Source organism: Pseudomonas paraversuta, assembly GCF_904063065.1.
In the GTDB taxonomy this organism is placed as follows: domain Bacteria; phylum Pseudomonadota; class Gammaproteobacteria; order Pseudomonadales; family Pseudomonadaceae; genus Aquipseudomonas; species Aquipseudomonas paraversuta.
In genome coordinates this window covers 1-24,300 of sequence record NZ_CAJFCL010000007.1, presented here as the reverse complement: position 1 = coordinate 24,300, position 24,300 = coordinate 1, and the positions used below count along the sequence as shown (strand labels likewise).

The 24,300-nt window shown below is 57.6% G+C and carries 21 protein-coding genes; 17 read left to right on the top strand and 4 right to left on the bottom strand.

The window, feature by feature from the left end; translation table 11 throughout:
- Positions 1-6: 6 nt before the first annotated feature.
- The 10 genes from rlmN (at position 7) to JQ845_RS15040 (ending at position 10,791) form a co-directional block, all read left to right on the top strand.
- On the top strand, positions 7-1,155 hold the full coding sequence (gene rlmN, locus JQ845_RS15085) for a dual-specificity RNA methyltransferase RlmN (protein ID WP_003443359.1): 1,149 nt from the start codon (positions 7-9) through the stop codon (positions 1,153-1,155).
- 12 nt (positions 1,156-1,167) lie between these two features.
- Positions 1,168-1,926, top strand: coding sequence for a type IV pilus biogenesis/stability protein PilW (gene pilW / locus JQ845_RS15080; protein ID WP_010655613.1), 759 nt, complete (start codon positions 1,168-1,170; stop codon positions 1,924-1,926).
- Complete coding sequence (locus JQ845_RS15075) at positions 1,926-2,882, top strand: RodZ domain-containing protein (RefSeq protein ID WP_203009200.1); 957 nt, start codon at positions 1,926-1,928, stop codon at positions 2,880-2,882. Before pilW ends, JQ845_RS15075 begins: the two co-directional genes overlap by 1 nt.
- Positions 2,883-2,885: 3 nt before the next feature.
- Positions 2,886-3,995 (top strand): flavodoxin-dependent (E)-4-hydroxy-3-methylbut-2-enyl-diphosphate synthase, encoded by a 1,110-nt coding sequence (ispG, locus tag JQ845_RS15070; protein WP_003443351.1) that lies wholly within the window; start codon positions 2,886-2,888, stop codon positions 3,993-3,995.
- A gap of 22 nt (positions 3,996-4,017) precedes the next feature.
- On the top strand, positions 4,018-5,307 hold the full coding sequence (gene hisS, locus JQ845_RS15065; protein WP_003443349.1) for a histidine--tRNA ligase: 1,290 nt from the start codon (positions 4,018-4,020) through the stop codon (positions 5,305-5,307).
- A gap of 40 nt (positions 5,308-5,347) precedes the next feature.
- Entirely contained in the window at positions 5,348-5,989 is a 642-nt protein-coding gene (locus JQ845_RS15060) for a tetratricopeptide repeat protein (protein ID WP_003443347.1), read from the top strand.
- Positions 5,982-7,133: an outer membrane protein assembly factor BamB gene (bamB, locus tag JQ845_RS15055; RefSeq protein WP_029612229.1), complete on the top strand. Its 1,152-nt coding sequence runs from the start codon at positions 5,982-5,984 to the stop codon at positions 7,131-7,133. Before JQ845_RS15060 ends, bamB begins: the two co-directional genes overlap by 8 nt.
- A gap of 138 nt (positions 7,134-7,271) precedes the next feature.
- Complete coding sequence (der, locus tag JQ845_RS15050; RefSeq protein ID WP_003443342.1) at positions 7,272-8,741, top strand: ribosome biogenesis GTPase Der; 1,470 nt, start codon at positions 7,272-7,274, stop codon at positions 8,739-8,741.
- A 122-nt stretch (positions 8,742-8,863) separates the two neighbouring features.
- On the top strand, positions 8,864-10,012 hold the full coding sequence (locus JQ845_RS15045; RefSeq protein WP_203009199.1) for a pyridoxal phosphate-dependent aminotransferase: 1,149 nt from the start codon (positions 8,864-8,866) through the stop codon (positions 10,010-10,012).
- Entirely contained in the window at positions 10,000-10,791 is a 792-nt protein-coding gene (locus JQ845_RS15040) for an amidohydrolase (RefSeq protein ID WP_003443339.1), read from the top strand. Before JQ845_RS15045 ends, JQ845_RS15040 begins: the two co-directional genes overlap by 13 nt.
- A gap of 126 nt (positions 10,792-10,917) precedes the next feature.
- Here the strand turns inward: JQ845_RS15040 and leuA are convergent, their stop codons facing one another.
- The 3 genes from leuA to xseA all read right to left on the bottom strand — a co-directional run bounded on the left by leuA (position 10,918) and on the right by xseA (position 15,150).
- Complete coding sequence (gene leuA / locus JQ845_RS15035; RefSeq protein ID WP_003443338.1) at positions 10,918-12,597, bottom strand: 2-isopropylmalate synthase; 1,680 nt, start codon at positions 12,595-12,597, stop codon at positions 10,918-10,920.
- A 345-nt stretch (positions 12,598-12,942) separates the two neighbouring features.
- Positions 12,943-13,767: a peptidoglycan DD-metalloendopeptidase family protein gene (locus tag JQ845_RS15030; protein ID WP_003443337.1), complete on the bottom strand. Its 825-nt coding sequence runs from the start codon at positions 13,765-13,767 to the stop codon at positions 12,943-12,945.
- Between the two features lie 3 nt (positions 13,768-13,770).
- A complete protein-coding gene (gene xseA / locus JQ845_RS15025; protein WP_003443336.1) occupies positions 13,771-15,150 on the bottom strand; it encodes an exodeoxyribonuclease VII large subunit in 1,380 nt (459 codons plus the stop codon).
- 79 nt (positions 15,151-15,229) lie between these two features.
- Between xseA and JQ845_RS15020 the strand changes: the two genes are divergently transcribed.
- The 5 genes from JQ845_RS15020 (at position 15,230) to JQ845_RS15000 (ending at position 21,615) form a co-directional block, all read left to right on the top strand.
- The gene (locus tag JQ845_RS15020) at positions 15,230-15,976 is read left to right on the top strand and encodes a sulfite exporter TauE/SafE family protein (protein WP_003443335.1); all 747 of its coding nucleotides are present in this window, start codon (positions 15,230-15,232) and stop codon (positions 15,974-15,976) included.
- A 174-nt stretch (positions 15,977-16,150) separates the two neighbouring features.
- Positions 16,151-16,699 (top strand): hypothetical protein, encoded by a 549-nt coding sequence (locus JQ845_RS15015; protein ID WP_003443334.1) that lies wholly within the window; start codon positions 16,151-16,153, stop codon positions 16,697-16,699.
- Positions 16,700-16,939: 240 nt separating this feature from the next.
- Positions 16,940-18,409 carry an IMP dehydrogenase gene (guaB, locus tag JQ845_RS15010; RefSeq protein ID WP_003443333.1) on the top strand — a complete coding sequence of 490 codons (1,470 nt, stop codon included), beginning with the start codon at positions 16,940-16,942 and terminating at the stop codon, positions 18,407-18,409.
- 103 nt (positions 18,410-18,512) lie between these two features.
- Positions 18,513-20,090: a glutamine-hydrolyzing GMP synthase gene (gene guaA / locus JQ845_RS15005; protein ID WP_203009198.1), complete on the top strand. Its 1,578-nt coding sequence runs from the start codon at positions 18,513-18,515 to the stop codon at positions 20,088-20,090.
- Between the two features lie 307 nt (positions 20,091-20,397).
- The gene (locus JQ845_RS15000; protein ID WP_003443327.1) at positions 20,398-21,615 is read left to right on the top strand and encodes a tyrosine-type recombinase/integrase; all 1,218 of its coding nucleotides are present in this window, start codon (positions 20,398-20,400) and stop codon (positions 21,613-21,615) included.
- A gap of 23 nt (positions 21,616-21,638) precedes the next feature.
- Here the strand turns inward: JQ845_RS15000 and JQ845_RS14995 are convergent, their stop codons facing one another.
- A complete protein-coding gene (locus tag JQ845_RS14995) occupies positions 21,639-22,469 on the bottom strand; it encodes a helix-turn-helix domain-containing protein (RefSeq protein WP_003443326.1) in 831 nt (276 codons plus the stop codon).
- 109 nt (positions 22,470-22,578) lie between these two features.
- Between JQ845_RS14995 and JQ845_RS14990 the strand changes: the two genes are divergently transcribed.
- Both JQ845_RS14990 and JQ845_RS14985 read left to right on the top strand, forming a co-directional pair.
- The gene (locus JQ845_RS14990) at positions 22,579-22,806 is read left to right on the top strand and encodes a helix-turn-helix transcriptional regulator (RefSeq protein WP_003443325.1); all 228 of its coding nucleotides are present in this window, start codon (positions 22,579-22,581) and stop codon (positions 22,804-22,806) included.
- A 108-nt stretch (positions 22,807-22,914) separates the two neighbouring features.
- Positions 22,915-24,027: a replication initiator protein A gene (locus tag JQ845_RS14985; RefSeq protein WP_003443324.1), complete on the top strand. Its 1,113-nt coding sequence runs from the start codon at positions 22,915-22,917 to the stop codon at positions 24,025-24,027.
- The last annotated feature ends 273 nt before the right edge of the window (positions 24,028-24,300 follow it).

Sequence of the window (24,300 nt, the reverse complement as noted above, 5' to 3'; positions counted from 1 at the left end):
GAAGACATGATTGCAACGACTGGCAAAACAAACCTGCTGGGCCTGACTCAGCCCCAAATGGAGAAATTCTTCGACTCAATCGGGGAGAAGCGTTTCCGTGCCGGTCAGGTCATGAAGTGGATTCACCACTTTGGCGTCGATGATTTCGACGCCATGACTAACGTCAGCAAGGCCTTGCGCGACAAGCTCAAGGCCATTGCTGAGGTTCGTGGACCTGAAGTCGTCAGCGAGGACATCTCCACCGATGGCACCCGTAAATGGGTGGTTCGTGTCGAGTCCGGCAGCTGCGTCGAAACCGTTTACATTCCCCAGGGCAAACGTGGCACTTTGTGCGTTTCGTCCCAGGCAGGCTGTGCCCTGGATTGCAGTTTCTGCTCCACCGGCAAGCAAGGTTTCAATAGCAACCTCACCGCCGCCGAAGTAATCGGCCAGGTGTGGATTGCCAACAAATCCTTTGGCAGCGTCCCGGCAACCGCCGACCGTGCCATCACCAACGTGGTGATGATGGGCATGGGTGAGCCGCTGCTGAACTTTGACAACGTGATTGCCGCCATGCATCTGATGATGGATGACCTGGGCTACGGCATCTCCAAGCGCCGGGTGACACTGTCTACCTCGGGCGTGGTGCCGATGATCGATGAGCTGGCCAAGCACATCGACGTTTCCCTGGCGTTGTCGCTGCATGCACCCAACGATGCATTGCGCAGCCAGTTGGTGCCGATCAACAAAAAGTACCCGCTCAAAATGCTGCTTGAGTCCTGCCGTCGCTATATGTCGACCCTGGGCGAGAAGCGTGTCTTGACCGTTGAGTACACCATGCTCAAAGACATCAACGACCACGTCGAACATGCCGTGGAAATGATCGAGTTGCTCAAGGATACCCCTTGCAAGATCAACCTGATCCCGTTTAACCCGTTCCCGCATTCGGGCTATGAGCGTCCAAGCAATAACGCCATTCGCCGTTTCCAGGATCTGCTGCATCAAGCCGGTTATAACGTGACAGTGCGTACCACTCGCGGTGAAGACATCGACGCTGCTTGCGGCCAGTTGGTCGGTCAGGTCAATGACCGTACCCGTCGTAGCGAGCGCTGGGTTGCCGGGCACGAGCAGAGCGGCGAAGGCGATGTAACGCAAAATGCTTCGCCGGCTCCCTGAGAGAGGACATCCATGATCCTGCGCGCCGCGCTTTCTTTTGGCTTGCTCAGCTTTTTGGCTGGCTGTGTGTCATCGGGCGGCTCAAACCCGATGACCACTGACAAGGGGCGTAACGCGGCGCGCGAGGCATATGTTCAACTGGGGCTGGGTTATCTTCAGCAGGGGATGACCGAGCAGGCCAGGATCCCCTTGAGTAAAGCCCTGGAACTCGACAAGACTGATCCGGACACCAATGCTGCCCTGGCATTGGTGTTTCAGTCCGAGCAGGAGTTCGAACTGGCCGGGCAGGCCTTTCGCACAGCACTGCGTGCGCGGCCGGACGATGCCCGGATCCTGAATAACTATGGCAGCCTGCTTTTCGGGCAGCAGCGTTATCAGGAGGCCCATGATCAATTCCACAAAGCCCTGGCCGACAACCTTTATCCCGAGCGTTCGCGCATCTACGAGAACCTGGGGGTCGCTTCACTCAGGCTGGGGCAACGGGATGCAGGTCGCCAGCAGCTCGAAAAAGCCTTGCGCCTGAATCGTCAACAACCCCGTGCACTGCTCGAAATGGCTGAGTTGTCTTACGAAGACAGGCATTATGTGCCCGCACGTGACTATTACGATCGTTTTAGCCTGCTTAGCGGGCAAAATGCACGTAGTCTATTGCTCGGTGCGCGACTGGCGAGTGTTTTCGACGAGCGCACCCCAACTGCCAATTATGGCCAGCAACTAAAACGACTCTATCCCGGCACGCCGGAATATCAGCAATACCTGTCGGAGCAATGATGAAAGCGGCGCAACCCGAAGTTCTAGCAGCGACTCGTGTCAATCCCGGTGAGACTCTGCGTCAGGCCCGTGAAAACAATGGATGGACGTTGGCTGAAGTCGCCTTGAAACTCAATCTCACGGCCAGTTCCCTGAGCAACCTTGAGACCGGGGCGTTCGACAAGCTGCCAGGCCATACTTTTGCGCGCGGTTACATCCGTGCCTATGCCAAATTGCTTGGCATGGATCAGACCAGCCTGGTCCATGAGTTTGATTTGTACACAGGGACTGATGCCAATGGCAGCAACGTGCACAGTCTTGGCCGGATTGAAGAGCCTGTGCGGGTTTCCCACACCATTTTGCGTATTGTCAGCCTGCTGTTGCTGATCGCCGTGATAGGTGGCGGTTTCATCTGGTGGCAGGACCAGACGTCCATGCGCGCCAAGGACCTGATCGGTCTGGCTCCGGAACACGTCGAAGTTGAAGGTGCTGACGGTACGACCCGGATTCACCCGCTCGACGAGCCGGAAGACCAGGCAGTGGCAGAAGCCAAGGTCGAAGGCGAGACGCCTGTGGCGACTGATCCTGCTGCGCAGCAGGCCGGGACAGATGCGCCGGCATTGCCGGTTACGCCTGTAACGCCTGCCGCTACGCCAGCCCCTGTTGCCCCGACCCCGGTTGTGCCGGCACCTGTTGCAGTCCCTGATGCGGCGGCGCCCGCGGCACCGGTTGCAGGCACTGGCAGGGTCAATCTGCAATACACCGCCGATTGCTGGACTCAAGTCACCGATGGCACCGGCAAAGTGCTGTTTGGTGGTCTGAAGCGCAAGGGCGAGAATCTTGAAGTGAGCGGCAAGCCTCCACTGACCCTGCGTCTGGGCTATGCCCGTGGCGCACAGGTGACCTACAACGGTCAGGCTGTGGATGTGGCTCCTTTCACCAGTGGCGAGACTGCTCGCCTGAAGTTAGGTCAATAAGTCATGCACGGCGAATCACCAATCAAACGTCGCGAATCGCGAAAAATCTGGGTTGGCTCGGTGCCAGTAGGTGGCGATGCCCCTATTGCCGTACAGAGCATGACCAACAGTGACACCAATGACGTGGCTGCGACTGTTGCCCAGATCAACCGGCTGGAAGCCGCAGGCGTCGATATCGTGCGCATTTCCGTGCCCGATATGGATGCAGCCGAAGCTTTTGGTCGCATCAAGCAACTGGTCAAGGTGCCCCTGGTTGCCGATATCCACTTCGATTACCGGATCGCCTTGCGCGTGGCCGAACTGGGTGTGGACTGCCTGCGGATCAACCCGGGCAACATCGGTCGCGAAGACCGTGTGCGTGCAGTGGTTGATGCTGCCCGTGATCGCGGTATTCCGATCCGTATCGGGGTCAACGCCGGTTCGCTGGAAAAAGACCTGCAAAAGAAATACGGCGAGCCGACGCCTGCTGCTCTGGTTGAGTCGGCACTGCGTCACGTTGAGCACCTCGAACGCCTGAATTTCAGGGACTTCAAGGTCAGCGTAAAGGCCTCGGACGTATTCATGGCGGTTGAGGCCTATCGTTTGCTGGCCAAGGAAATCGTCCAGCCGCTGCATTTAGGTATCACCGAAGCCGGCGGTTTGCGTTCAGGCACAGTGAAATCTGCCGTGGGCCTAGGTATGCTGCTCGCCGAAGGGATTGGCGATACTATTCGCATCTCTCTGGCGGCAGACCCGGTCGAGGAAGTAAAAGTCGGTTACGACATCCTCAAGTCCCTGCACCTGCGCTCGCGTGGCATCAACTTTATTGCCTGTCCAAGCTGCTCGCGGCAGAACTTCGACGTGGTGAAAACCATGAACGAACTCGAAGTGCGGCTTGAAGACCTGCTGGTACCGCTGGATGTGGCGGTGATCGGTTGTGTGGTCAACGGCCCCGGCGAGGCGAAAGAAGCCCATGTGGGCTTGACCGGCGGTACACCGAACCTGATTTACATCGACGGCAAGCCGTCGCAGAAGTTGACGAATGAAAATCTGGTGGATGAGCTCGAAAGGCTGATCCGGCAGAAAGCGGCCGAAAAGGTCGAAGCTGACGCAGCAGTTATCGCGCGCGGCTAATCAAACGAATAAAGGATTTTCTGTGAGCAAGTCTTTGCAAGCCATTCGTGGCATGAACGACATCCTGCCTGAGCAGACGCCTCTATGGCGCTACTTTGAGAGCACGGTCTCGCGTTTGCTGGATAACTACGGTTACAAGCAAATCCGCATGCCTATCGTTGAATTCACCGAGCTGTTCAAGCGCTCGATCGGTGAAGTGACCGATATCGTCGAAAAAGAGATGTACACCTTCGAAGACCGCAACGGCGATTCGCTGACTTTGCGTCCCGAAGGTACGGCTGCCTGCGTACGTGCGGTGCTGGAACACGGCATTACCGGTGGTGGCCAGGTTCAAAAGCTGTGGTACATCGGCCCCATGTTCCGCCACGAGCGCCCGCAAAAAGGCCGCTATCGCCAGTTCCATCAAATCGGGGTTGAAGTATTCAACCTGGATGGTCCGGACATCGATGCCGAACTGATCGTGCTCACCTGGCGCCTGTGGGGCGAACTGGGTATCCGCGATGCGGTCACGCTTGAGCTCAACAGCCTGGGCACCAGCGAAGCCCGTGCACGTTATCGTGCCGCGCTGGTCGAATACCTGTCCTCGCGTCTGAGCGAGCTTGACGAAGACAGCCAGCGTCGCTTGAAATCCAACCCGCTGCGGGTGCTCGACAGCAAGAACGCCGATACCCAGGCGGTTCTGGTTGATGCCCCGAAGCTGGTGGATTACCTGGACGAAGAGTCCCGTGTGCACTTTGAGGGCCTCAAGGCGCGCCTGGATGCTGCCGGGATTCCTTACGTGATCAACCCCAAGCTGGTTCGCGGGCTCGATTACTACAGCAAAACCGTATTTGAGTGGGTCACTGACAAACTCGGTGCCCAGGGCACCGTGTGTGCCGGTGGTCGTTATGACGGTCTGGTCGAACAGATGGGTGGCAAGCCCACCACGGGCGTCGGTTTTGCAATGGGTATCGAGCGCTTGATCCTGCTGCTCGAAACCCTTGAGCAAGTCCCGGCAGAAATCGCACGTCAGGTTGATGTTTACCTGTGTGCTTTCGGTGAGGCTGCTGAACTGGCTGCCCTGACGTTGAGCGAAGGTGTTCGTGATCAACTGCCAAACCTGCGCTTGCAGATCAATGCCGGCGCTGGCAGCTTCAAAAGCCAGTTCAAGAAGGCCGACAAGAGCGGTGCGCTGTATGCACTGATCCTGGGTGACGACGAATTGGCCCAGCAAGTAGTAGGCGTCAAACCCCTGCGTGGCCAGGGCGAACAACAAACGATTGCCTGGGATGCTCTTGCCGAGCACTTGGCCACCTGCATCGTGCAGGGTTGAAGCTGTAAAACAGCCGAATTAGCGAATAAGGAGTGTTGGGGTGTCGAGTAACGATGATGATCAGCTGGGCGAGTTGAAAGACTGGTGGCAGCGTAACGGCAAACCCCTGGTTACTGGCGCCCTGCTGGCACTGGTGGTAGTGGCTGGCTGGCAGCTTTGGCACAAATATCAGAGCAATCAGTCGCAAGGCGCGTCGATGCTCTACCAGCAATTGCTTGAGGCCACCCTCACGCCTGACGGTCAGCCCGATGTGGCCCGTGTGGCGGATCTGGCCAGCAAGTTGAAAAACGAATACGCAGGTACGGCCTACGCACAGTTTGGCGGTCTTTTCGTGGCCAAGGTTGCAGTGGACAACGGCAAGCTTGATGACGCCGCCACCGAGCTGAAAATCATTGTCGACAAACCGGCGAATTCGACCCTGGGTGAAGTGGCGCGTCAGCGTCTGGCTCAGGTTCTGGCAGCCCAGGGCAAAGTTGACGATGCCCTGAAGTTGCTCGAAGTCGATTCCGACAAGGCATTCCTGGCCAGCCGTGAAGAGCTGAAGGGCGACTTGCTGGTTCAGCAGGGTCGCACTGACGACGCACGCAGCGCCTACGAAAAAGCCAAAGCAGCGCTCTCCGATGAAGCGGCTGTCGGTGGCTTACAAATCAAGCTCGACGACCTTGCCAAAGGAGATGCGTGAAGTGATGCGTTGGAAACATGCGGCATTGCTGGCTCTGGTCATTTTGGCCGCGGGTTGCAGCAGCAACAGCAAAAAAGAACTTCCGCCAGCCGAGCTGACTGACTTCAAAGAAGAAGTCGTTCTGCAAAAGCAGTGGGATCGCTCGATCGGTGACGGTCAGGGTAAGACCTACAACATGCTGGTTCCGGCTGTTGAAGGTAATACCATCTACGCGGCTGACGTGACCGGTGTAGTGATGTCCTTGGACCGCATGAACGGCGACGTTCAGTGGAAGAAAGACCTCGAACTGCCTGTTTCTGGCGCCGTAGGTGTTGGCTATGGCCTGGTGATGCTCGGTACCTTGCAAGGTGACGTAGTAGCCCTAGACGCCAGCACGGGTGAAGAAAAATGGCGCTCTCGTGTTAACAGCGAAGTGCTTGCTCCACCACAGACCAACGGTGACATCGTCGTGGTGCAAACCCAGGACGACCATCTGGTAGGTCTGGATGCTTCAACCGGTGACCAGCGCTGGATCTACGACAGCACGCCAGGTGTTCTGACCTTGCGTGGTACCGGTGCACCGCTGGTAACCAACCACCTGGCAATTGCCGGTCTTTCGACCGGTAAAATCGTTGCCCTTGATACTCGAAACGGCGTGCCGGTGTGGGAGCAACGTGTTGCCATCCCGCAAGGCCGTTCGGAACTCGAGCGTATCGTCGATATCGACGGTGGTCTGCTGCTGTCCGGTGGCACGCTGTATGTTGCCAGCTACCAGGGCCGCATGGCAGCACTGGAGATGGAATCCGGCCGCGTGCTCTGGCAGCGTGATGCTTCCAGTTATGCAGGTGTCGCACAAGGTTTTGGTAACGTCTACGTCAGTCTGGCGTCCGGTACTGTTGAAGCCATCGATGAACGTTCGACCACTGCACTATGGAGCAACGACGCTCTGGCCCGCCGTCAATTGTCGGCTCCGGAAGTCTTCTCCAGCTATGTGGCAGTCGGTGACATGGAAGGCTATCTGCACCTGCTAAGCCAGGTCGATGGTCGTTTCGTGGGCCGTACCCGCATAGACAGTGATGGTCTTCGGGCGCGTCCGCTGGTGGTCGGTGACATGATTTACGTGTTTGGTAACAGCGGCAAACTGGAAGCCCTGACCATTCGCTAAGGCGTCTATGCTTGAGGCTCTAGGGTCTCAGGCAGCCTTGCCCTGGCAAGGCTTGCGGCACATTTGTGCTGTTCCGAACTCTGGCCGCTGCCTTGCAGCGGCTTTTGTATTTTCTGAAATAACGAAGTGGAGAGCCGCATGGTTCCCGTAATCGCCCTGGTGGGCCGACCTAACGTCGGCAAGTCCACCTTGTTCAACCGCCTGACCAGGACTCGCGACGCCATCGTCGGCGACTTGTCCGGTCTGACCCGTGATCGCCAATACGGTGAGGCCAAGTGGCAAGGGCGTTCCTACATTCTGGTCGACACCGGCGGTATCTCCGGTGACGAGCACGGTATGGACGAAAAGATGGCCGAGCAGTCGCTGCTGGCTATCGAAGAAGCTGACGTCGTTCTGTTCCTGGTAGATGCAAAAGCGGGTTTCACAGCCGCTGACCAGATGATTGGCGAACACCTTCGCAAACGTAACAAGCGCTCGTATGTTGTCGCCAACAAGGTCGACAACATCGATCCTGAATTGGCGCGTGCAGAATTTGCCCCCTTGGGTATGGGCCATGCGATTCCGATCGCCGGTGCCCATGGTCGTGGTATCACCCAGATGCTGGAAATCGCCCTGAGCGACTTCCCGAAAGATCCGGAAGAGGAAGAAGAAGGCGAAGCCGAAGTCGTTCTTGAAGGTCAGGAAGCCAAGCGCATCCCGGGCCCGAGCGAAAAAGACGGGATCAAGATCGCCATCATCGGTCGGCCTAACGTTGGTAAATCAACGCTGGTCAACCGCATGCTGGGTGAAGACCGGGTTATCGTTTATGACGAGCCGGGCACCACGCGCGACAGTATCTACATCCCGTTCGAGCGTAACGACGAGAAGTACACGCTGATCGACACCGCGGGTGTGCGCAAGCGCGGCAAGATCCACGAAGAAGTAGAAAAATTCTCCGTGGTCAAAACCCTGCAGGCCATCAAAGACGCCAACGTGGTGATCTTTGTGATGGATGCCCGCGAAGGCGTGGTCGACCACGACCTCAACCTGTTGGGCTTTGCGCTGGAGGCCGGTCGGGCTCTGGTCATCGCGATCAACAAGTGGGACGGCATGACGCCGAGCGAGCGCGAGTTCGTCAAGGTCGAACTGACCCGTCGCCTGTTCTTTGTCGACTTCGCCGACATCCACTTCATCTCGGCGCTGCACGGCACGGGCGTAGGTAACCTGTACCAGTCGGTGCAGAACTCCTTCAAGTCAGCGGTTACCCGCTGGCCGACCAACCGTCTGACCCAGATCCTGGAAGACGCAGTTGGCGAGCACGCGCCGCCGATGGTCAACAACCGCCGGATCAAGTTGCGCTATGCCCACCTGGGTGGTGCCAACCCGCCGATTATTGTGATCCACGGTAACCAGGTCGAGAAGGTTCCAAAGTCTTACGTCCGTTATCTCGAAAACACCTACCGTCGTGTCTTGAAGCTGGTCGGTACGCCGATCCGCATCGAGTTCAAAGGTGGCGAGAACCCGTACGAAGCCAACAAGAACTCGCTGACCGACCGTCAGGTCAACAAGAAGCGCCGCATGATGTCGCACCACAAGAAAGCCGAGAAGAAGCGCAAAGACAAGCGCTGATCCGCAACCTCTTGTCGCAGCGAAAAAGGGCCTTGATCGGCCCTTTTTCGTGTCTGGGGTTTGGGCTATCCTCGATGGGTCCTGTGCCGTAGTCAGAGCCGGGAACATCACAGGGAACGGCCATGATTACCAGCAAGTTGCCGAATGTCGGCACCACTATTTTCACGCGCATGTCGCAGCTCGCGACTGAAACCGGCGCGCTCAACCTGTCTCAGGGGTTTCCTGACTTCGATGGCCCGCAAGCCTTGCGCGATGCGGTGGGACATCACATCGCCAGTGGCCACAATCAATACTCGCCCATGACCGGCTTGCCTGCCTTGCGGGTGCAGGTCGCGGCGAAAATTGCCCGTAGTTACGCTGTGCAAGTCGATGCCGACAGCGAGGTAACCATCACCCCCGGTGCCACCCAGGCCATCTTCTGTGCGATTCAGGCGGTGATTCACCCCGGTGACGAGGTCATTGTGTTTGACCCGTGCTACGACAGCTACGAGCCTTCGGTCGAGCTGGCCGGTGGCTGTTGTGTCCATGTGCAACTGGGGCTGGCTGATTTCTCCATCGACTGGCAGAAGCTCGAAGACGCACTGACGCCCCGCACTCGCATGATCATCCTCAACAGCCCGCATAATCCTAGCGGCGCCTTGATCAGCCGGGCCGAGCTGGACCAGTTGGCTGCGCTGATTGCGGACCGCGATATCTACATCATCAGCGATGAGGTGTATGAGCATCTGGTGTTCGATGGCGTGCCCCATGTCAGTGTTTTGTCCCATCCCGAGCTGTACCATCGGGCCTTCGTTGTCAGTTCCTTCGGCAAGACCTATCACGTCACCGGCTGGAAAACTGGCTACGTGGTGGCGCCAGCGGCCCTGACGGCAGAGCTGCGCAAGGTCCATCAGTACGTCAGCTTCTGCGGAGTTACCCCTTTGCAGTACGCACTGGCCGACTTCATGGAGGCCCACCCCGAGCATGTTGAAGAACTGCCGGCGTTTTACCAGGCCAAGCGCGACTTGTTTTGTGATCTGTTAAGCCCGTCGCGCTTTACCTTTAAGCCGGTGGCCGGGACCTATTTCCAGTTGGTGGACTATTCCCTTATTCGTCCGGACCTCAATGACGTCGACATGGCCCTATGGCTGACCCGTGAACACGGGGTGGCGTCAATTCCGGTTTCGGTGTTCTACCAGACCCCGCCCCCAGGGCAGCGTCTGGTCCGCCTGTGTTTTGCCAAACGCGAGGAGACGCTGCGTGCAGCAGCAGAAAAACTATGCGTGATCTAAGTGGGTTACCCGATTTAACCGTTGCCCTGGTGCAGACCACATTGGCCTGGCACGATCGCGAGGCCAATTTTGCGCACTTTGACGAGTTGCTCGAACAGGCGCGGGGGGCAGACCTGGTGGTCTTGCCCGAGATGTTCACAACCGGCTTCAGCATGGAGTCCAAAACCCTGGCGGAGCCCGAGCACGGTCCCACCAGCAAGTGGTTGCAGGCCCGGGCCAAGGATCTCGATGCGGTGGTCACAGGCAGCGTGATTGTGCGGGCCGCTGACGGCAGCCATCGCAATCGGCTGTTGTGGGCACGCCCGGATGGCGAGGTGCTGCATTACGACAAGCGTCACTTGTTTCGCATGGCCGGAGAGCACGAGCACTTCACGCCGGGTGAGCGTCAGGTTCAATTCGAAGTGAAGGGCTGGCGTGTTCGCCCGCTGATTTGTTACGACCTGCGCTTTCCGGTGTGGAGTTGCGACCCCCACGATACCGATCTGCTGCTGTATACAGCCAGTTGGCCGGGTGCGCGACGGCTGCACTGGAACCGGTTACTGCCAGCGCGTGCCATCGAGAACCTGTGCTATGTGGCAGCGGTTAACCGGGTGGGGACGGACGGCAAGGGCATGGTTTATACCGGTGACAGTCATGTCTTTGACTTTCAGGGCGAGTCGCTGCTCAGTGCCGGCGAAGCGGACGGGGTATTTCAGGTATGCCTGACGGCGGGTGAGCTGGCGGCCTACCGCGAGCGCTTCCCGGCCTATCTGGATGCGGATACCTTCGATCTGCACTAAACGGCACCTGCAGGAGCGAGCTCTGCGCATTGAAAAGCTCGCGCCTGCAGAGGGTTGAACATCCGGCACAAAAAAGCCCCCAAGGTTTTTACACCTTGGGGGCTTTTGCGTTTCAGGCCGGCGGCTTTAAGCAGCCTTGGCTTCTGCTTCACTCAGCGAGCGGTTCAGGGCGCTGAACAGGGCCTTAAAGCTGGCGGTGGTGATGTTTTCATCAATGCCCACACCGTGCACGGCACGCTCACCATTGACTCGCAACTCGATATAGGCCGCTGCCTTGGCATTGGTGCCAGCGCCGATAGCGTGCTCGTTGTAGTCCATGATCTCGGCTTTCACCGGCAGGCCTGCCACCAGCGCTTCCAGCGCGCCGTTGCCTTTGCCGCTCCAGCGCAGGTTGGTCTCGCCAGCGCCCTTGGCAGAGATTTCAACTTCTACCGCGCTATGGCCGTTCTCTTCCTGCAGCTTGTGGCTGACCAGTGCGTAAGGGGTGTTGGCCTGCAGATATTCGCTGTGCAACAAGCTGTGGATCTGCTGGGCAGTCATCTCCAGACCCAGGCGGTCGGTTTCGCGCTGAACCACCTGGCTGAACTCGATCTGCATCCGGCGCGGCAAGCTGATGCCGTATTCCTGCTCCAGCAGGTAAGCAATACCGCCTTTGCCTGACTGGCTGTTGACCCGGATCACGGCTTCGTAGCTGCGGCCAATGTCAGCCGGATCGATCGGCAGGTATGGAACTTCCCACAAGGCATCCGGTTTTTGCTGAGAGAAGCCTTTGCGAATCGCATCCTGGTGCGAGCCGGAGAACGCGGTGTGCACCAGATCGCCCACATAGGGGTGACGCGGGTGGACCGGGATCTGGTTGCACTCTTCGACGACCTTGCGCACGCCATCGATGTCCGAGAAGTCCAGCCCGGGGTTCAGACCCTGGGTGTACATGTTCAGGGCCACAGTCACCAGGTCGACGTTACCGGTACGTTCGCCATTGCCGAACAGGCAGCCTTCAACCCGATCAGCCCCGGCCATCAAGCCCAGCTCGGTAGCGGCAACGCCGGTGCCGCGGTCATTGTGGGTGTGCAGGCTGATCAGCACGCTGTCACGGCGATTGATATGACGGCCGAACCATTCGATCTGGTCGGCATAGATGTTCGGAGTGGCGCACTCAACGGTGGCAGGCAAGTTGAGGATCATCTTGTGCTCGGGCGTCGGGTTCCAGACCTCGATCACTGCGTCACAGACTTCCTTGGCGAACTCCAGTTCGGTGGCGCTGAAGGTTTCGGGCGAGTACTCGAACGTCCAGTGGGTTTCAGGCTGCTGAGCGGCATATTTGACGAACAGCTTGGCAGCGCTGACGGCGATCTCTTTGATGCCTTCCTTGTCCTGGTTGAACACGATGCGGCGGAACGCCGGGCAAGTCGCGTTGTACAAATGAACGATGGCCTTTTTCGCCCCGCGCAGGGATTCAAAGGTGCGTGCAATCAAGTCTTCACGGCCCTGGGTCAGCACCTGAATAGTGGTGTCGTCCGGGATGTGGCCGTCTTCGATCAAGCTGCGCACGAAGTCGAAGTCGGTCTGGGATGCGGCCGGGAACGAAGCCTCAATCTCTTTAACGCCAACACTGACCAGGGTCTTCCAGAAGCGCAGCTTCTTTACCGCATCCATCGGCTCGATCAGCGACTGGTTGCCGTCGCGCAGGTCGGAGCTGCACCAGATTGGCGCGCTGGTGATGGTTTTCGATGGCCAGGTACGGTCAGGCAAATCAATGACCGGGAAGGCGCGGTACTTGGAAGAAGGGTCTTTGAGCATGGTCATCAGGCAATCCTTATTTTGCTTGCCGACTATCAAGAGGCGGCCAGCCGAAGAAATACAAAGCACAAGGGCGAGGCACCGCGATTAGCTTTGCAGTCGTGCGCTGACGAGGCAAAGGCTGCGGTGTTGACGAAGCAGAATGAGGGTGTGAGAGGTTTTCATGACTTCAACCCTAACCATTGGGCTGGAAGATGGCAAGCGACGAAAAAACATTGAGAGAACTGCTCGAATATGGTCAATATTCGAGCATTTATTGCGGTTACTTATCGCTGTGGTAATTATTATTGCGCGGGTTGGCGACTGTAAGGCGTCTGATGCTGCGAGCAGCCGCCTCTTGCAAGGGCCGGATCAGGGTTGGAACGCACCAATGAAAATCGCCGGATCGACCCGGGCATCGTTCAGGCTGACATTCCAGTGCATGTGCGGACCGGTAGCACGTCCGGTCGAGCCCACTTTGCCCACCACATCACCCCGTGCCAATTGCTGGCCCACCTTGGTGTCGATCTTCGACATATGGCAGAACATGCTGATAAACCCCTGGCCATGGTCAACAAAGACGGTGTTGCCGTTGAAGAAGTAATTGCCGATCAGAATCACTTTGCCAGCGGCAGGGGTCTTGATCGGGGTGCCCGCGGGCACAGCGAAGTCCAGTCCCGCATGGGGATTGCGTTCTTCGCCGTTGAAGAAGCGACGCACGCCGAACTTGCTCGACAGCGGCCCGTTGACCGGTTTGTCCAGCAACAGGTTGCTCGGCGTATTGGGGCTGAACGTGCGGTACGCCTTGAGCTGCACTGCCAGTTCGTTGTCGATACGCTTGATGTCATCCGGGTTCGGATTGACCTGGCGCTTGTTCTTCAGGGTAATGCGCTGTTCAGGGTATTTCTTGCTGCCGACCGTGAAACTCAGGTCACGTCCGGCGGAGCTGATCTGCTGGGGGCCGGGCTTTACGGTCAAGGGGATACCGACGATCGCTCGCCATGTGTCTTGCTCCTTGACCACCAGCACCGGCTTGCCTTGATAGCTGGCTTTGGGGGGCTGGGCGCCGGTGCCCAGTTCAATGACGGCAACTCCGCCCGGTACCGGCTTGTTCAGCAAGCGGGTGATGTAGCTGTCGGCTGCGTGAGCGTTACAGGTCAGACACAGCAGCAATAGTGCAGAGAGAAAACGCGGCATCGATCAATCCAGTAATGAAAGGGTGACAGGCGTGAGGTGGTTGTCCTCCACGCGTACAAGCAACTGGCCTTCGCCCAGCCTGGCCTGCAAGCGCTGGCCGGGACGGGTTTGTGTGGCGCTGCGGATGGCGTTGCCGCGTTCATCCAGCAAGATGCTGTAACCCCGGCCCAGGGTGGCCAGCGGGCTCACCACATGCAAGGTCTGGATCTGGCTTTGCAGTTGCAGGCGCCGGCTTTTGAGGCCTTCACCCATGGCCCGTTGCAAGCGCTCGGCCAGGCTGTCCAGGCGCTGGCGCAACAGGGCCAGTTGCCGGCCCGGATGCTGCGCTGCCAGCCGCGTTTCGAGCCGGATCAAGCGTTCGCGACGGGTATTGAGGCTGCGCTCAAAGGCGCGGCGCATGCGCATGTCCAGGTCATCCAGGCGCTGGGCCTGCTGGCGCAGCCGCTCGCCCGGGTGGCGCAGGCGGCGGGCCAGACCATCCAGGCGCAGGCGGTCACGCATCAAGCGGTCGCGGATACGCATCACCAGACGTCGATGCAGGCTGTCGATACGCCGTTGCAGGTCGCTGGAGTCCGGGGCCAGCAACTCCGCGGCAGCCGATGGCGTTGGCGCGCGCACGTCGGCGACAAAGTCGCTGATCGAAACATCGGTTTCGTGCCCGATCGCACTGACGATAGGGGTGACGCAGGCATCCACGGCGCGGGCCACGGCTTCTTCGTTAAAACACCACAGGTCTTCCAGCGAGCCGCCGCCACGGGCCAGGATCAGCGCGTCGAACCCCCGGGCATCGGCTAACTTGAGTGCCCGGACAATTTGCGCCGTGGCTTCTCGGCCCTGTACCGCGGTGGGAATCAGGGTCAGCTCAACTTGCGGCGCGCGGCGGCGGAACACGCTGATGATGTCGCGAATCACCGCTCCGGTAGGTGAGCTGATAATTCCGATCCGTTGCGGATGAGCCGGCAAGGGCACCTTGCGCTCGGCACTGAACAGGCCTTCGGCGCCGAGTTTTTCTTTCAGAGCATCGAAGGCCAGTCGCAGCGCGCCATCGCCAGCCGGCTCAACCGTATCGAGAATCAACTGGTAATCACCGCGGCCTTCAAACAGCGAAACCTTGCCGCGCACCTTTACTGCCAGGCCATCCTTGAGTGCCTGGCGCACCCGGGCTGCGTTATTGCGAAACAGTGCACAGCGCACTTGGGCGCCGCTGTCTTTGAGGGTGAAGTAAACATGGCCGGAGGCCGGGCGGGCGAGGTTGGAGATTTCGCCCTCTACCCAGATGTTGCTGAACACGTCTTCGAGCAAGACCCGCGCCCGGCCATTGAGCTGGCTGACAGTCAGGACTTCTCGGTCGAGGTTGAGTCGTGCAAAAGGATCTTTAATCATGCGCGCCATCATAAGGGTGGATTGTTATCACTGCACCTGTCTGGTTAAAGTCGCGCCACTAAAACAAGGATGAAAAGCCATGGACTTGCCTTTTACCGGTGCCGAGTGGGTGTTGATCGAGCTGGGCATTGCTCTGGCCTATATCGTGTTCGGAGTCGCGGGGTTTGGCACGGCGTTGGTGGCCGGACCGATTTTGATCCTGTGCCTGCCGTTATCGAAAATCATCCCGTTGCTGGTACTGCTGGATTTTGTCGCGGCCTTTGGCAACTGGCTGCCCGCGCGACGTGATGTAGCCCGCCCCGAATTGTTGCGATTGTTGCCGTGCATGGCGCTGGGCTGCACGGTCGGGGTAGTGTTTTTGCTCAATCTGAAGTCAGATCTGTTGTTGCTGTTGATGGGTATTTTCATTACCGCCTATGCGATTTATAGCTTGGCAGTGACGGTGCGCCCGGGTCGGGTAGCTGCAGGCTGGGCTATTCCCACCGGTATTACGGGCGGTCTGTTTGGTGCGTTGTTTGGCAGTGGCGGCTTTCTATACGCGCTGTATCTGAATGCGCGCTTGCCCAAGGATGCTGCGCGGGCAACGCAAAGTGCGTTGATCAGTTGCAGCACAATGGTGCGCCTGGGCCTGTTTGTGATTGCTGGCGTCTATGCCGATGGTGCGCTGCTGTTGCTTGCCGCTTGTCTGTTACCGGCGATGGCGCTGGGCTTGTGGATCGGTCGCCGATTGACCCGCAAATTGTCTCGCGAAGCCTTTGTGCGGCTGGTCACATGGCTGGTACTGGCCAGCGGGATTGCGTTGATTGCGCGTTATCTGAGTGCTTGACCTGCCACGGTGAGGCATTAAGCTGCGCACCAAACGCTATCTCCTGTGGGGGCTGGCTTGCCGGCGATGCAAACTGCCCGGTTTATGGCTTGAGCGCGATGATGCCATCACGTGCTAGCCCGGCTCCCGCAGGTTATGTGTGCTGCTTCCATCTCACGTACATGTGCCGTACCCATGAATTCGCAAAGCATCATCGTTCCCAGAATATCCACCTTGCCGGTTCACGAACCCCGGGCCCGGGCCATCGTGCGCTGGCTGGTGCGCAAGAACATCATTGAGCAAGAGCTGAGCACCTGTGGCCGCGGCGGCAGCCGTATGGCCTACGCCATCGCGCCGGGCGCCGCCAGTGTGGTGCTGCATCCTGAAGCGCTGCCGTTCGGTCAGCCGGTCAATGGTCTGGAAATCATCACCAAGCGCTGCATCTACACCCCGGCCAAGGGGTTTCTCGAAGAGGCAGGCTGTGCCGAATGCCGCAAGGAAGTCGGTGAAGCGCTGTTCGAAAGCCTGGAAGAGTGGATGCCGGGCCGAACCGACAACTTCATTTGTCCGCTGTGCGCCCATGAAGATGACATCAACGGTTTTCTGTTCCTGCAGCCGTGCGCATTCTCCAATCTGGGCTTCATTTTCAACAACTGGGCCGAGGCGGGCTTCAAACAGAGCTTCCTCGACGAATTCGCCGACTGGCTCGACCAGCCGGTGGCGTGGGTCAAGGTCGAGCTCTGAAGCTGTGGGAGCTGACTTGCCAGCGATAGCATCACTGAGCTGGCTCTGCCCTCCGGGCTGTCTGAATCGCCGGCAAGCCGGCTCCTGCAGGAATCAAGGCCGCACTATCATCTGGAATCTGCCCTGGGAGTCAATAAATCATGGCCTTTAGCGCAAAACTCTCTAAAGGTTTCCGTTGAGAGATGAAGGTGTTTTGAGTACAATAACGCGCTTCCATTTTCCCGCTCGGGAGCCCCAGCGATGCTGCGTATCAGCCAAGAAGCACTCACATTCGATGACATCCTTCTCGTCCCCGGTTATTCCGAGGTTCTCCCGAACGAAGTCAGCCTTAAGACTCGTTTGACCCGTGGCATTGAACTGAATATTCCTCTGGTTTCCGCTGCAATGGACACCGTGACTGAAGCCCGTCTGGCAATCGCCATGGCTCAGGAAGGCGGTATCGGCATCATCCACAAGAACATGACCATCGAGCAGCAAGCTCACGAAGTGCGCAAAGTGAAGCGCTACGAAGCCGGTGTGGTTAAAGAACCCATCACTATCGAAGCCGATGCCACTGTTCGCGAACTGTTCGAACTGACCCGCCTGCACAACATCTCCGGCGTTCCTGTACTGCACAATGGCGACCTGGTCGGCATCGTGACGTCCCGTGACGTGCGTTTCGAAAACCGTCTGGAAGCCACCGTTCGTGAAGTGATGACGCCTAAAGAGCGTCTGGTCACGGTCAAGGAAGGCGCCGACAAGAACGAAGCCCGCGAGCTGTTGCACAAGCACCGCATCGAGCGCGTACTGATCGTCGACGACAAATTTGCCCTTAAAGGCATGATGACCGTCAACGACATCGAAAAAGCCAAGGCTTACCCGCTGGCCAGCAAGGACGACCAGGGTCGTCTGCGTGTAGGCGCGGCAGTGGGAACCGGCAAAGACACCGCCGACCGTGTTGCCGCCCTCGTGGCTGCAGGCGTTGACGTGGTGGTTGTCGATACCGCGCACGGCCACTCCAAAGGCGTGATCGACCGTGTTCGCTGGGTCAAGCAAACCTTTCCTGAAGTACAGGTAATTGGCGGCAACATCGCCACTGGCGCTGCTGCCCTGGCCCTGGCTGAAGCCGGTGCCGATGCGGTCAAGGTCGGTATCGGTCCTGGTTCGATCTGCACCACCCGTATCGTTGCCGGTGTCGGCGTGCCGCAAATCAGTGCCATTGCCAATGTAGCCGCAGCCCTTGAAGGCAGCGGTGTACCATTGATCGCCGACGGCGGCATCCGCTTCTCGGGTGACCTGTCCAAGGCCATCGTCGCCGGTGCATCCTGCGTGATGATGGGTTCGATGTTTGCCGGTACTGAAGAAGCACCGGGCGAAATCGAGCTGTACCAGGGCCGTTCTTACAAGGCCTACCGCGGTATGGGTTCGCTGGGTGCGATGTCGCAATCCCAGGGTTCCTCCGACCGTTACTTCCAGGACTCCTCTGCGGGTGCCGAGAAGCTGGTGCCGGAAGGCATCGAAGGTCGCGTGGCGTACAAAGGTTCTTTGACCGCAATCGTGCACCAACTGATGGGCGGTCTGCGTTCTTCGATGGGTTACACCGGCTGTGCCGACATCGAACAAATGCGCACCAAGCCCGAGTTTGTACGCATCACCGGCGCCGGTATGGCTGAATCCCACGTCCACGACGTGCAGATCACCAAGGAAGCGCCAAACTATCGCGTAAGTTGATAGTGATCGCATCCGGGTCAAAACCCGGGTGCGATACGAATTAAGTCACCGGGGCTGTTTGATTCAGCCCCGTGTCGTTTCTGAAATTAATCGAGATTTTGTCATGGCCCTCGACATTCACGCTCACCGTATCCTGATTCTGGACTTCGGTTCCCAGTACACCCAGCTGATCGCCCGTCGCGTGCGCGAAATCGGCGTTTACTGCGAACTGCACCCGTTCGACATGAATGACGCAGCGATCCGCGAATTCGCACCTAAAGGCATCATCCTTGCCGGTGGCCCGGAATCCGTGCACGAAGCCGACAGCCCGCGCGCGCCACAAGCCGTGTTTGACCTGGGCGTACCGGTTTTCGGTATCTGCTACGGCATGCAGACCATGGCCGAGCAACTGGGCGGCAAGGTTGAAGGTTCCGAGCTGCGCGAGTTCGGTTATGCCCGCGTAGACGTAGTCGGCAAAAGCCGCCTGCTCGACGGCATTGAAGACCACATCGACGCTGACGGCCTGTTCGGTCTGGATGTGTGGATGAGCCACGGTGACAAGGTCACCAGAATGCCATCCGACTTCCACATTCTGGCCAGCACCCCGAGCTGCCCGATTGCCGGCATGTTCAACGATGCCCGCGGCTACTACGGCGTGCAGTTCCACCCGGAAGTGACCCACACCAAGCAAGGCGGCCGCATCCTGTCGCGCTTTATCCTCGACATCTGCGGCTGCGAAGCCCTGTGGACGCCGTCGAAAATCGCTGAAGACGCGATCGCCAACATCCGCGCCCAGGTCGGCACTGACAACGTATTGCTCGGCCTGTCCGGCGGCGTTGACTCTTCGGTGGTGGCGGCATTGCTGCACAAGGCGATCGGCGATCAGCTGACCTGCGTATTCGTGGACAACGGCTTGCTGCGTTTGCACGAAGGTGAGCAGGTAATGGCCATGTTCGCCGAGAACATGGGCGTTAAAGTGATCCGCGCCAACGCGGCGGACCAGTTCCTGAACAACCTGGCTGGCGAAAGCGATCCGGAGAAAAAGCGCAAGATCATCGGCCGTACCTTCATCGACGTGTTCGATGCCGAATCCTGCAAGCTGGACAACATCAAGTACCTGGCCCAGGGCACCATCTATCCGGACGTGATCGAGTCGGCTGGCGCCAAAAGCGGCAAGGCTCACGTCATCAAGTCGCACCACAACGTGGGCGGCCTGCCGGACGAGATGAACCTCAAACTGGTCGAGCCTCTGCGCGAACTGTTCAAGGACGAAGTCCGCCGTCTGGGTCTGGAACTCGGCCTGCCGTACGACATGGTCTACCGTCACCCGTTCCCGGGCCCGGGTCTGGGCGTGCGCATCCTGGGTGAAGTGAAGAAGGAATACGCCGACATTCTGCGTCGTGCTGACCACATATTCATCGAAGAGCTGCGCAAGGCCGACTGGTATCACAAAGTCAGCCAGGCATTCGTGGTGTTCCAGCCGGTGAAATCGGTTGGCGTGGTAGGTGATGGCCGTCGTTACGCCTGGGTTGTAGCCCTGCGTGCCGTTGAAACCATCGACTTCATGACCGCGCGTTGGGCACACCTGCCTTACGAGCTGCTTGAAACCGTCAGCGGTCGCATCATCAACGAAATCGAAGGCATCTCCCGCGTTACTTACGACGTGTCGAGCAAGCCGCCGGCAACGATTGAGTGGGAATGATTGGACGTCCGGCACTGACCGGCACCAACTAGCAAGAAACACCCTGAAGCCCGCGTAATTGCGGGCTTTTGGTTTTTTGGGTCTGGCAAGTTCTGGCAGCTTTGTGCATCGCCAAGCACCGTGTTTATGTGGCATGGTACGGGGCATTGACTGAGCCAAATGCCATGCTCGGTGTTCGATACCATGTCGCCTTTGTGGGTAAGGGCATGGTATCAAGACTCATAATCCACCCGGTTTTATTGGGTTTTCTCGCGGTTTTGGGTGTGTTTCTGAGCATGGTATTTTTTGAACGGAATTCGCGAGCCTCATGCTGACCGATACCAAGCTACGTAATCTCAAACCGAAAGAAAAACTCTACAAAGTGAACGACCGTGATGGACTTTACGTAGCTGTCACGGCTGCGGGCGCAATCTCGTTTCGCTACAACTACTCCATCAATGGACGACAGGAGACGATCACGTTTGGTCGCTATGGTGTAGGTGGAATCACGCTTGCAGAAGCGCGAGAGCGGCTTGGTGAAGCCAAAAAGATGGTTGCGGCTGGCAAGTCACCTGCCAAGGAGAAAGCCCGTGACAAGGCACGTAGCAAGGGAGCAGAAACGTTTGATGCCTGGGCCGAGAAATGGCTTCGCGGGTATCAGATGGCTGACTCGACCCGTGATATGCGGCGCTCTGTTTATGAGCGTGAGCTGAAACCGAAGTTTGGTAATCAGAAGCTGGTGGAAATCAACCATGAGGACCTGCGAGCGCTGACCGATGCAATCGTGGAGCGAGGTGCTCCAGCAACGGCGGTGCACTCCCGTGAGATCGTAATGCAGGTTTTCCGATGGGCGATTGAGCGTGGCCAGAAGGTCGAGAACCCGGCCGATCTGGTACGTTCTGCGAGCATCGCTAAATTTGAGCCTCGTGACCGCGCTTTGGGTCCAGACGAAATCGCGTTGATGTACCAGTACTTGGACCGTATCGGCACCGCCTCCTCCGTGAGAGCGGCGGCTAAACTGCTGTTGCTCACCATGGTTCGAAAAAGTGAGCTGACCAACGCCACCTGGGATGAGATCAATTTTAGTGAAGCCCTGTGGACCATTCCGAAAGAGCGGATGAAGCGACGCAACCCCCATTTGGTGTTCTTGTCTCGGCAGGTGCTGGATTTCTTCATCGCGTTGAAGACGTTTGCCGGTGGTTCAGAATACGTCTTTCCTTCCCGGTACGATTCTGATCTGCCAATGAGTACCGCAACCATCAATCAGGTACTGACGCTGAGCTATCGGCTCGCGCAGAAAGAAGGGAAGCCGCTGAGTAAGTTCGGACCGCATGATTTGAGACGGACAGCTAGCACGCTGCTGCACGAGGCGGGCTACAACTCAGACTGGATTGAGAAATGTCTTGCACACGAGCAGAAGGGTGTTAGGGCTGTCTATAACAAGGCCGAGTATCGAGAGCAGCGTACTGCGATGTTACAGGACTGGGCCGATATGATTGATGAGTGGACAGCCAATCGGCCCCGTTCGGGCGACGGTTACAGATAATCAAGTTAGAGCTTCGGTCGTTTTTATCTCATTGCCTGTTTTCGCCCCCGTCGCTTGATGGCGGCAGAAACTGCTTGGCGTGATACGCCAAGTTGGCGGGCGATTTCCGCTTGATTCGTAATGCCTTGGTTTAACAAATCATCCATTGAGCTTGTTGGTGACTTGAGTGCCTGGAGCTGGTTATAGGCATTTTTCCTGACTTCTGCCCATGTCTCGATATCCCACCTAGGGAGGACGGCAGCTCCTTGGGACCAGATTTTTTCAATTAAATCCTCATACTCTAGTGTGAACCTCCGGTCGCGCTGGTAAGCGCGGCGAGCTTCATCGCTACGCCGCGGATTGTGAACTTCACAGTAGAGTTTACTCGGTCTCGCTGCGCCCTCGGGATGGGCCGGTAGGGCTGAAGGCCGCAGTAATTCGCCGTGGCGTGCCCAAGTAGAAACCAGCATTCGGCGCTCCACATGCTCACGGAATGCTGCGACCGAAAAGTCCCCGCGCAACTCCTGCATGTCGCAGTATCTCCCCAGCATGCGCGGGGGTTCGTACTTGCCGAACTCTCCCTTCAATGCTCGTTCATAGCGAGCCACCAAGGTATCGGTTTTTTTCCGGGCTTCTGTACGAATAGATTCTGTTAGCGGCACTGCTTTGATATTTCCGCGTTTTAGACGCTTGAAGACCTTTGGCGCCGCCATGCTGATCGCATATTCGGTAGATCGCCAGCATAGCTCGCAGAAGCACCACTCGTAGTGGTTGCTCAACTTCGCACGGATGCGATCAGACGATGTATCGCTTTCTCTAACCAGCACTTTCAGAAGCGGATCGTATGTGCTCGACGCTTTTTCATATTTTCCCATCGCCCGATGATAGCTCTGGATGACAACTAAATTCTAACTTTTTTGCGTCCTGATTCTGGCGTTAGAAGGCATTGTCAAGCATCTGATAACTCTGAAGGAAAGTGACCTCATGGAGAACAAGCCAAAGAGTAAGACGCTCATCAACCGCAAGAAATTGCACGCGATGATCCCGCTTGCTGAGCGCACCATCTACAACATGGAGCAGCGGGGCGAGTTCCCGCGCCGTATCGCACTAACCAGTCGGAACGTTGCGTGGGATCTGACTGAAATCGAAGAATGGATTGACGCGCGCAAATCGTCGGGCACTCACGCTATTCGCCCAGGAATGGGGGTTTAGCCGTGGCGAGTGATGTACTGGCGGTGTCCGGGAATGAACCGCTTGTGCTGAGTTTTATGCTGCCGGTTGTAGATGGATCTGAACTTGATTGCGGGATGAGCTGTTGGCATGCATCGCGTCATATGCTGGGCCAATCCCTTGACTAGCGGCGGCCATGGGCAACTTCTAGTTGGCAGTCTGTTGTCACGGATCGAAGAAAATCACGCCGCGTACCGCAAGAAGCTGGAGGCCGCAGCACTTCCGGGCGAGTCGATTAGGGAAATAGAGGAGCGACTGCGTACCGAAGAAAAAAAGAGGCCTCCACGCCAGGATCTGCCAACGCCAAGGTCGCCAGTTGCAGCTAAAAAGGCGATACCTTGCCCGCGTGAACACGAAAGGCAGGCTGATTCCGTTGTACCTTCGCGGTACGAAGTAAGCGCCCGCGATAGCCGCAGCATGATGGATGTGGCTGTGTTCCGAATATCCAAGCAGAAAAAACGGGCGGGAGAAATCAGCCGCTACAACCTTTCAGACGGTTACGTCGAGGTCACAGCTGGCCCATATGGCATGGCGTCAATTTGGGATTATGACATCGTGCTAATGCTGATTTCTTATCTAACAGAGGCTATGAATCGCTACCGAGAAGGGAAGGGTGAGAAGCCGTGTCGTGTGTTCAAATCGCACGTGTCTGACATTTTGAAATTCTGCCGGAAGGGCGACGGAAGCCGCCAATTTAAAGAAGTAGAGGGTGCTCTAGATCGCCTCAAAGGTACGACTATCAAAAGCGTGCGGGAAAGCTCCCCACGAAACGGTAAGCGCAGCATGCGGGAGGTAGAGTCCGAGGGATTGATTAGCCACTATCGCGTAATTTCGCGTACTGACACCGGCAAGGTGGCCAGTGTCGAGATTGAGGCACCTAACTGGATATATCGGGAAGTCACTTCGGGGGCAAAGCCGGACATTCTGACAGTGCACCCTGATTATTTCCTGATCGAATCGGGAATAGGGCGTTTTGTCTACCGATTGGCGCGCCGTGCCGCAGGTAAAGACGATGCAAAGTGGGCATTTAAAACTCTATATGCGCGTAGCGGCAGCACCGGGACGCTCAAAAAGTTCTCGGAGAACCTGCGCAAGGTCATCGCAACAGATGATTTACCCGAGTACGGCTTGGTGGAAGAAGTTGGCCTGAGTGGGCCGCAGCTTGTAATGATGCGTCGATCAGATAAGAAAATACTGAAATAAGGTCCCTAATAGACGGTACTCCAGAACACTAAAGGCCCGGAGATGGCCATTTTTCCGTTTGAATGTGTACTCCTGTGGATAGACCGTCTATTGGGGGCCATTCACCGTCCATTAGGGGCTGATCCACCGTCTATTAGGGGGCGCATTGTAGTGGTCAACTCATCCCGGACACGGTTTTGAGTTTTTCTTCCGTTTTCGCTGGGGCCAATCCATCGTTAAATTGATGAGGTCGGATCCAGTTGTAGTGATGCATCAGGTACTGGCTAATATCTC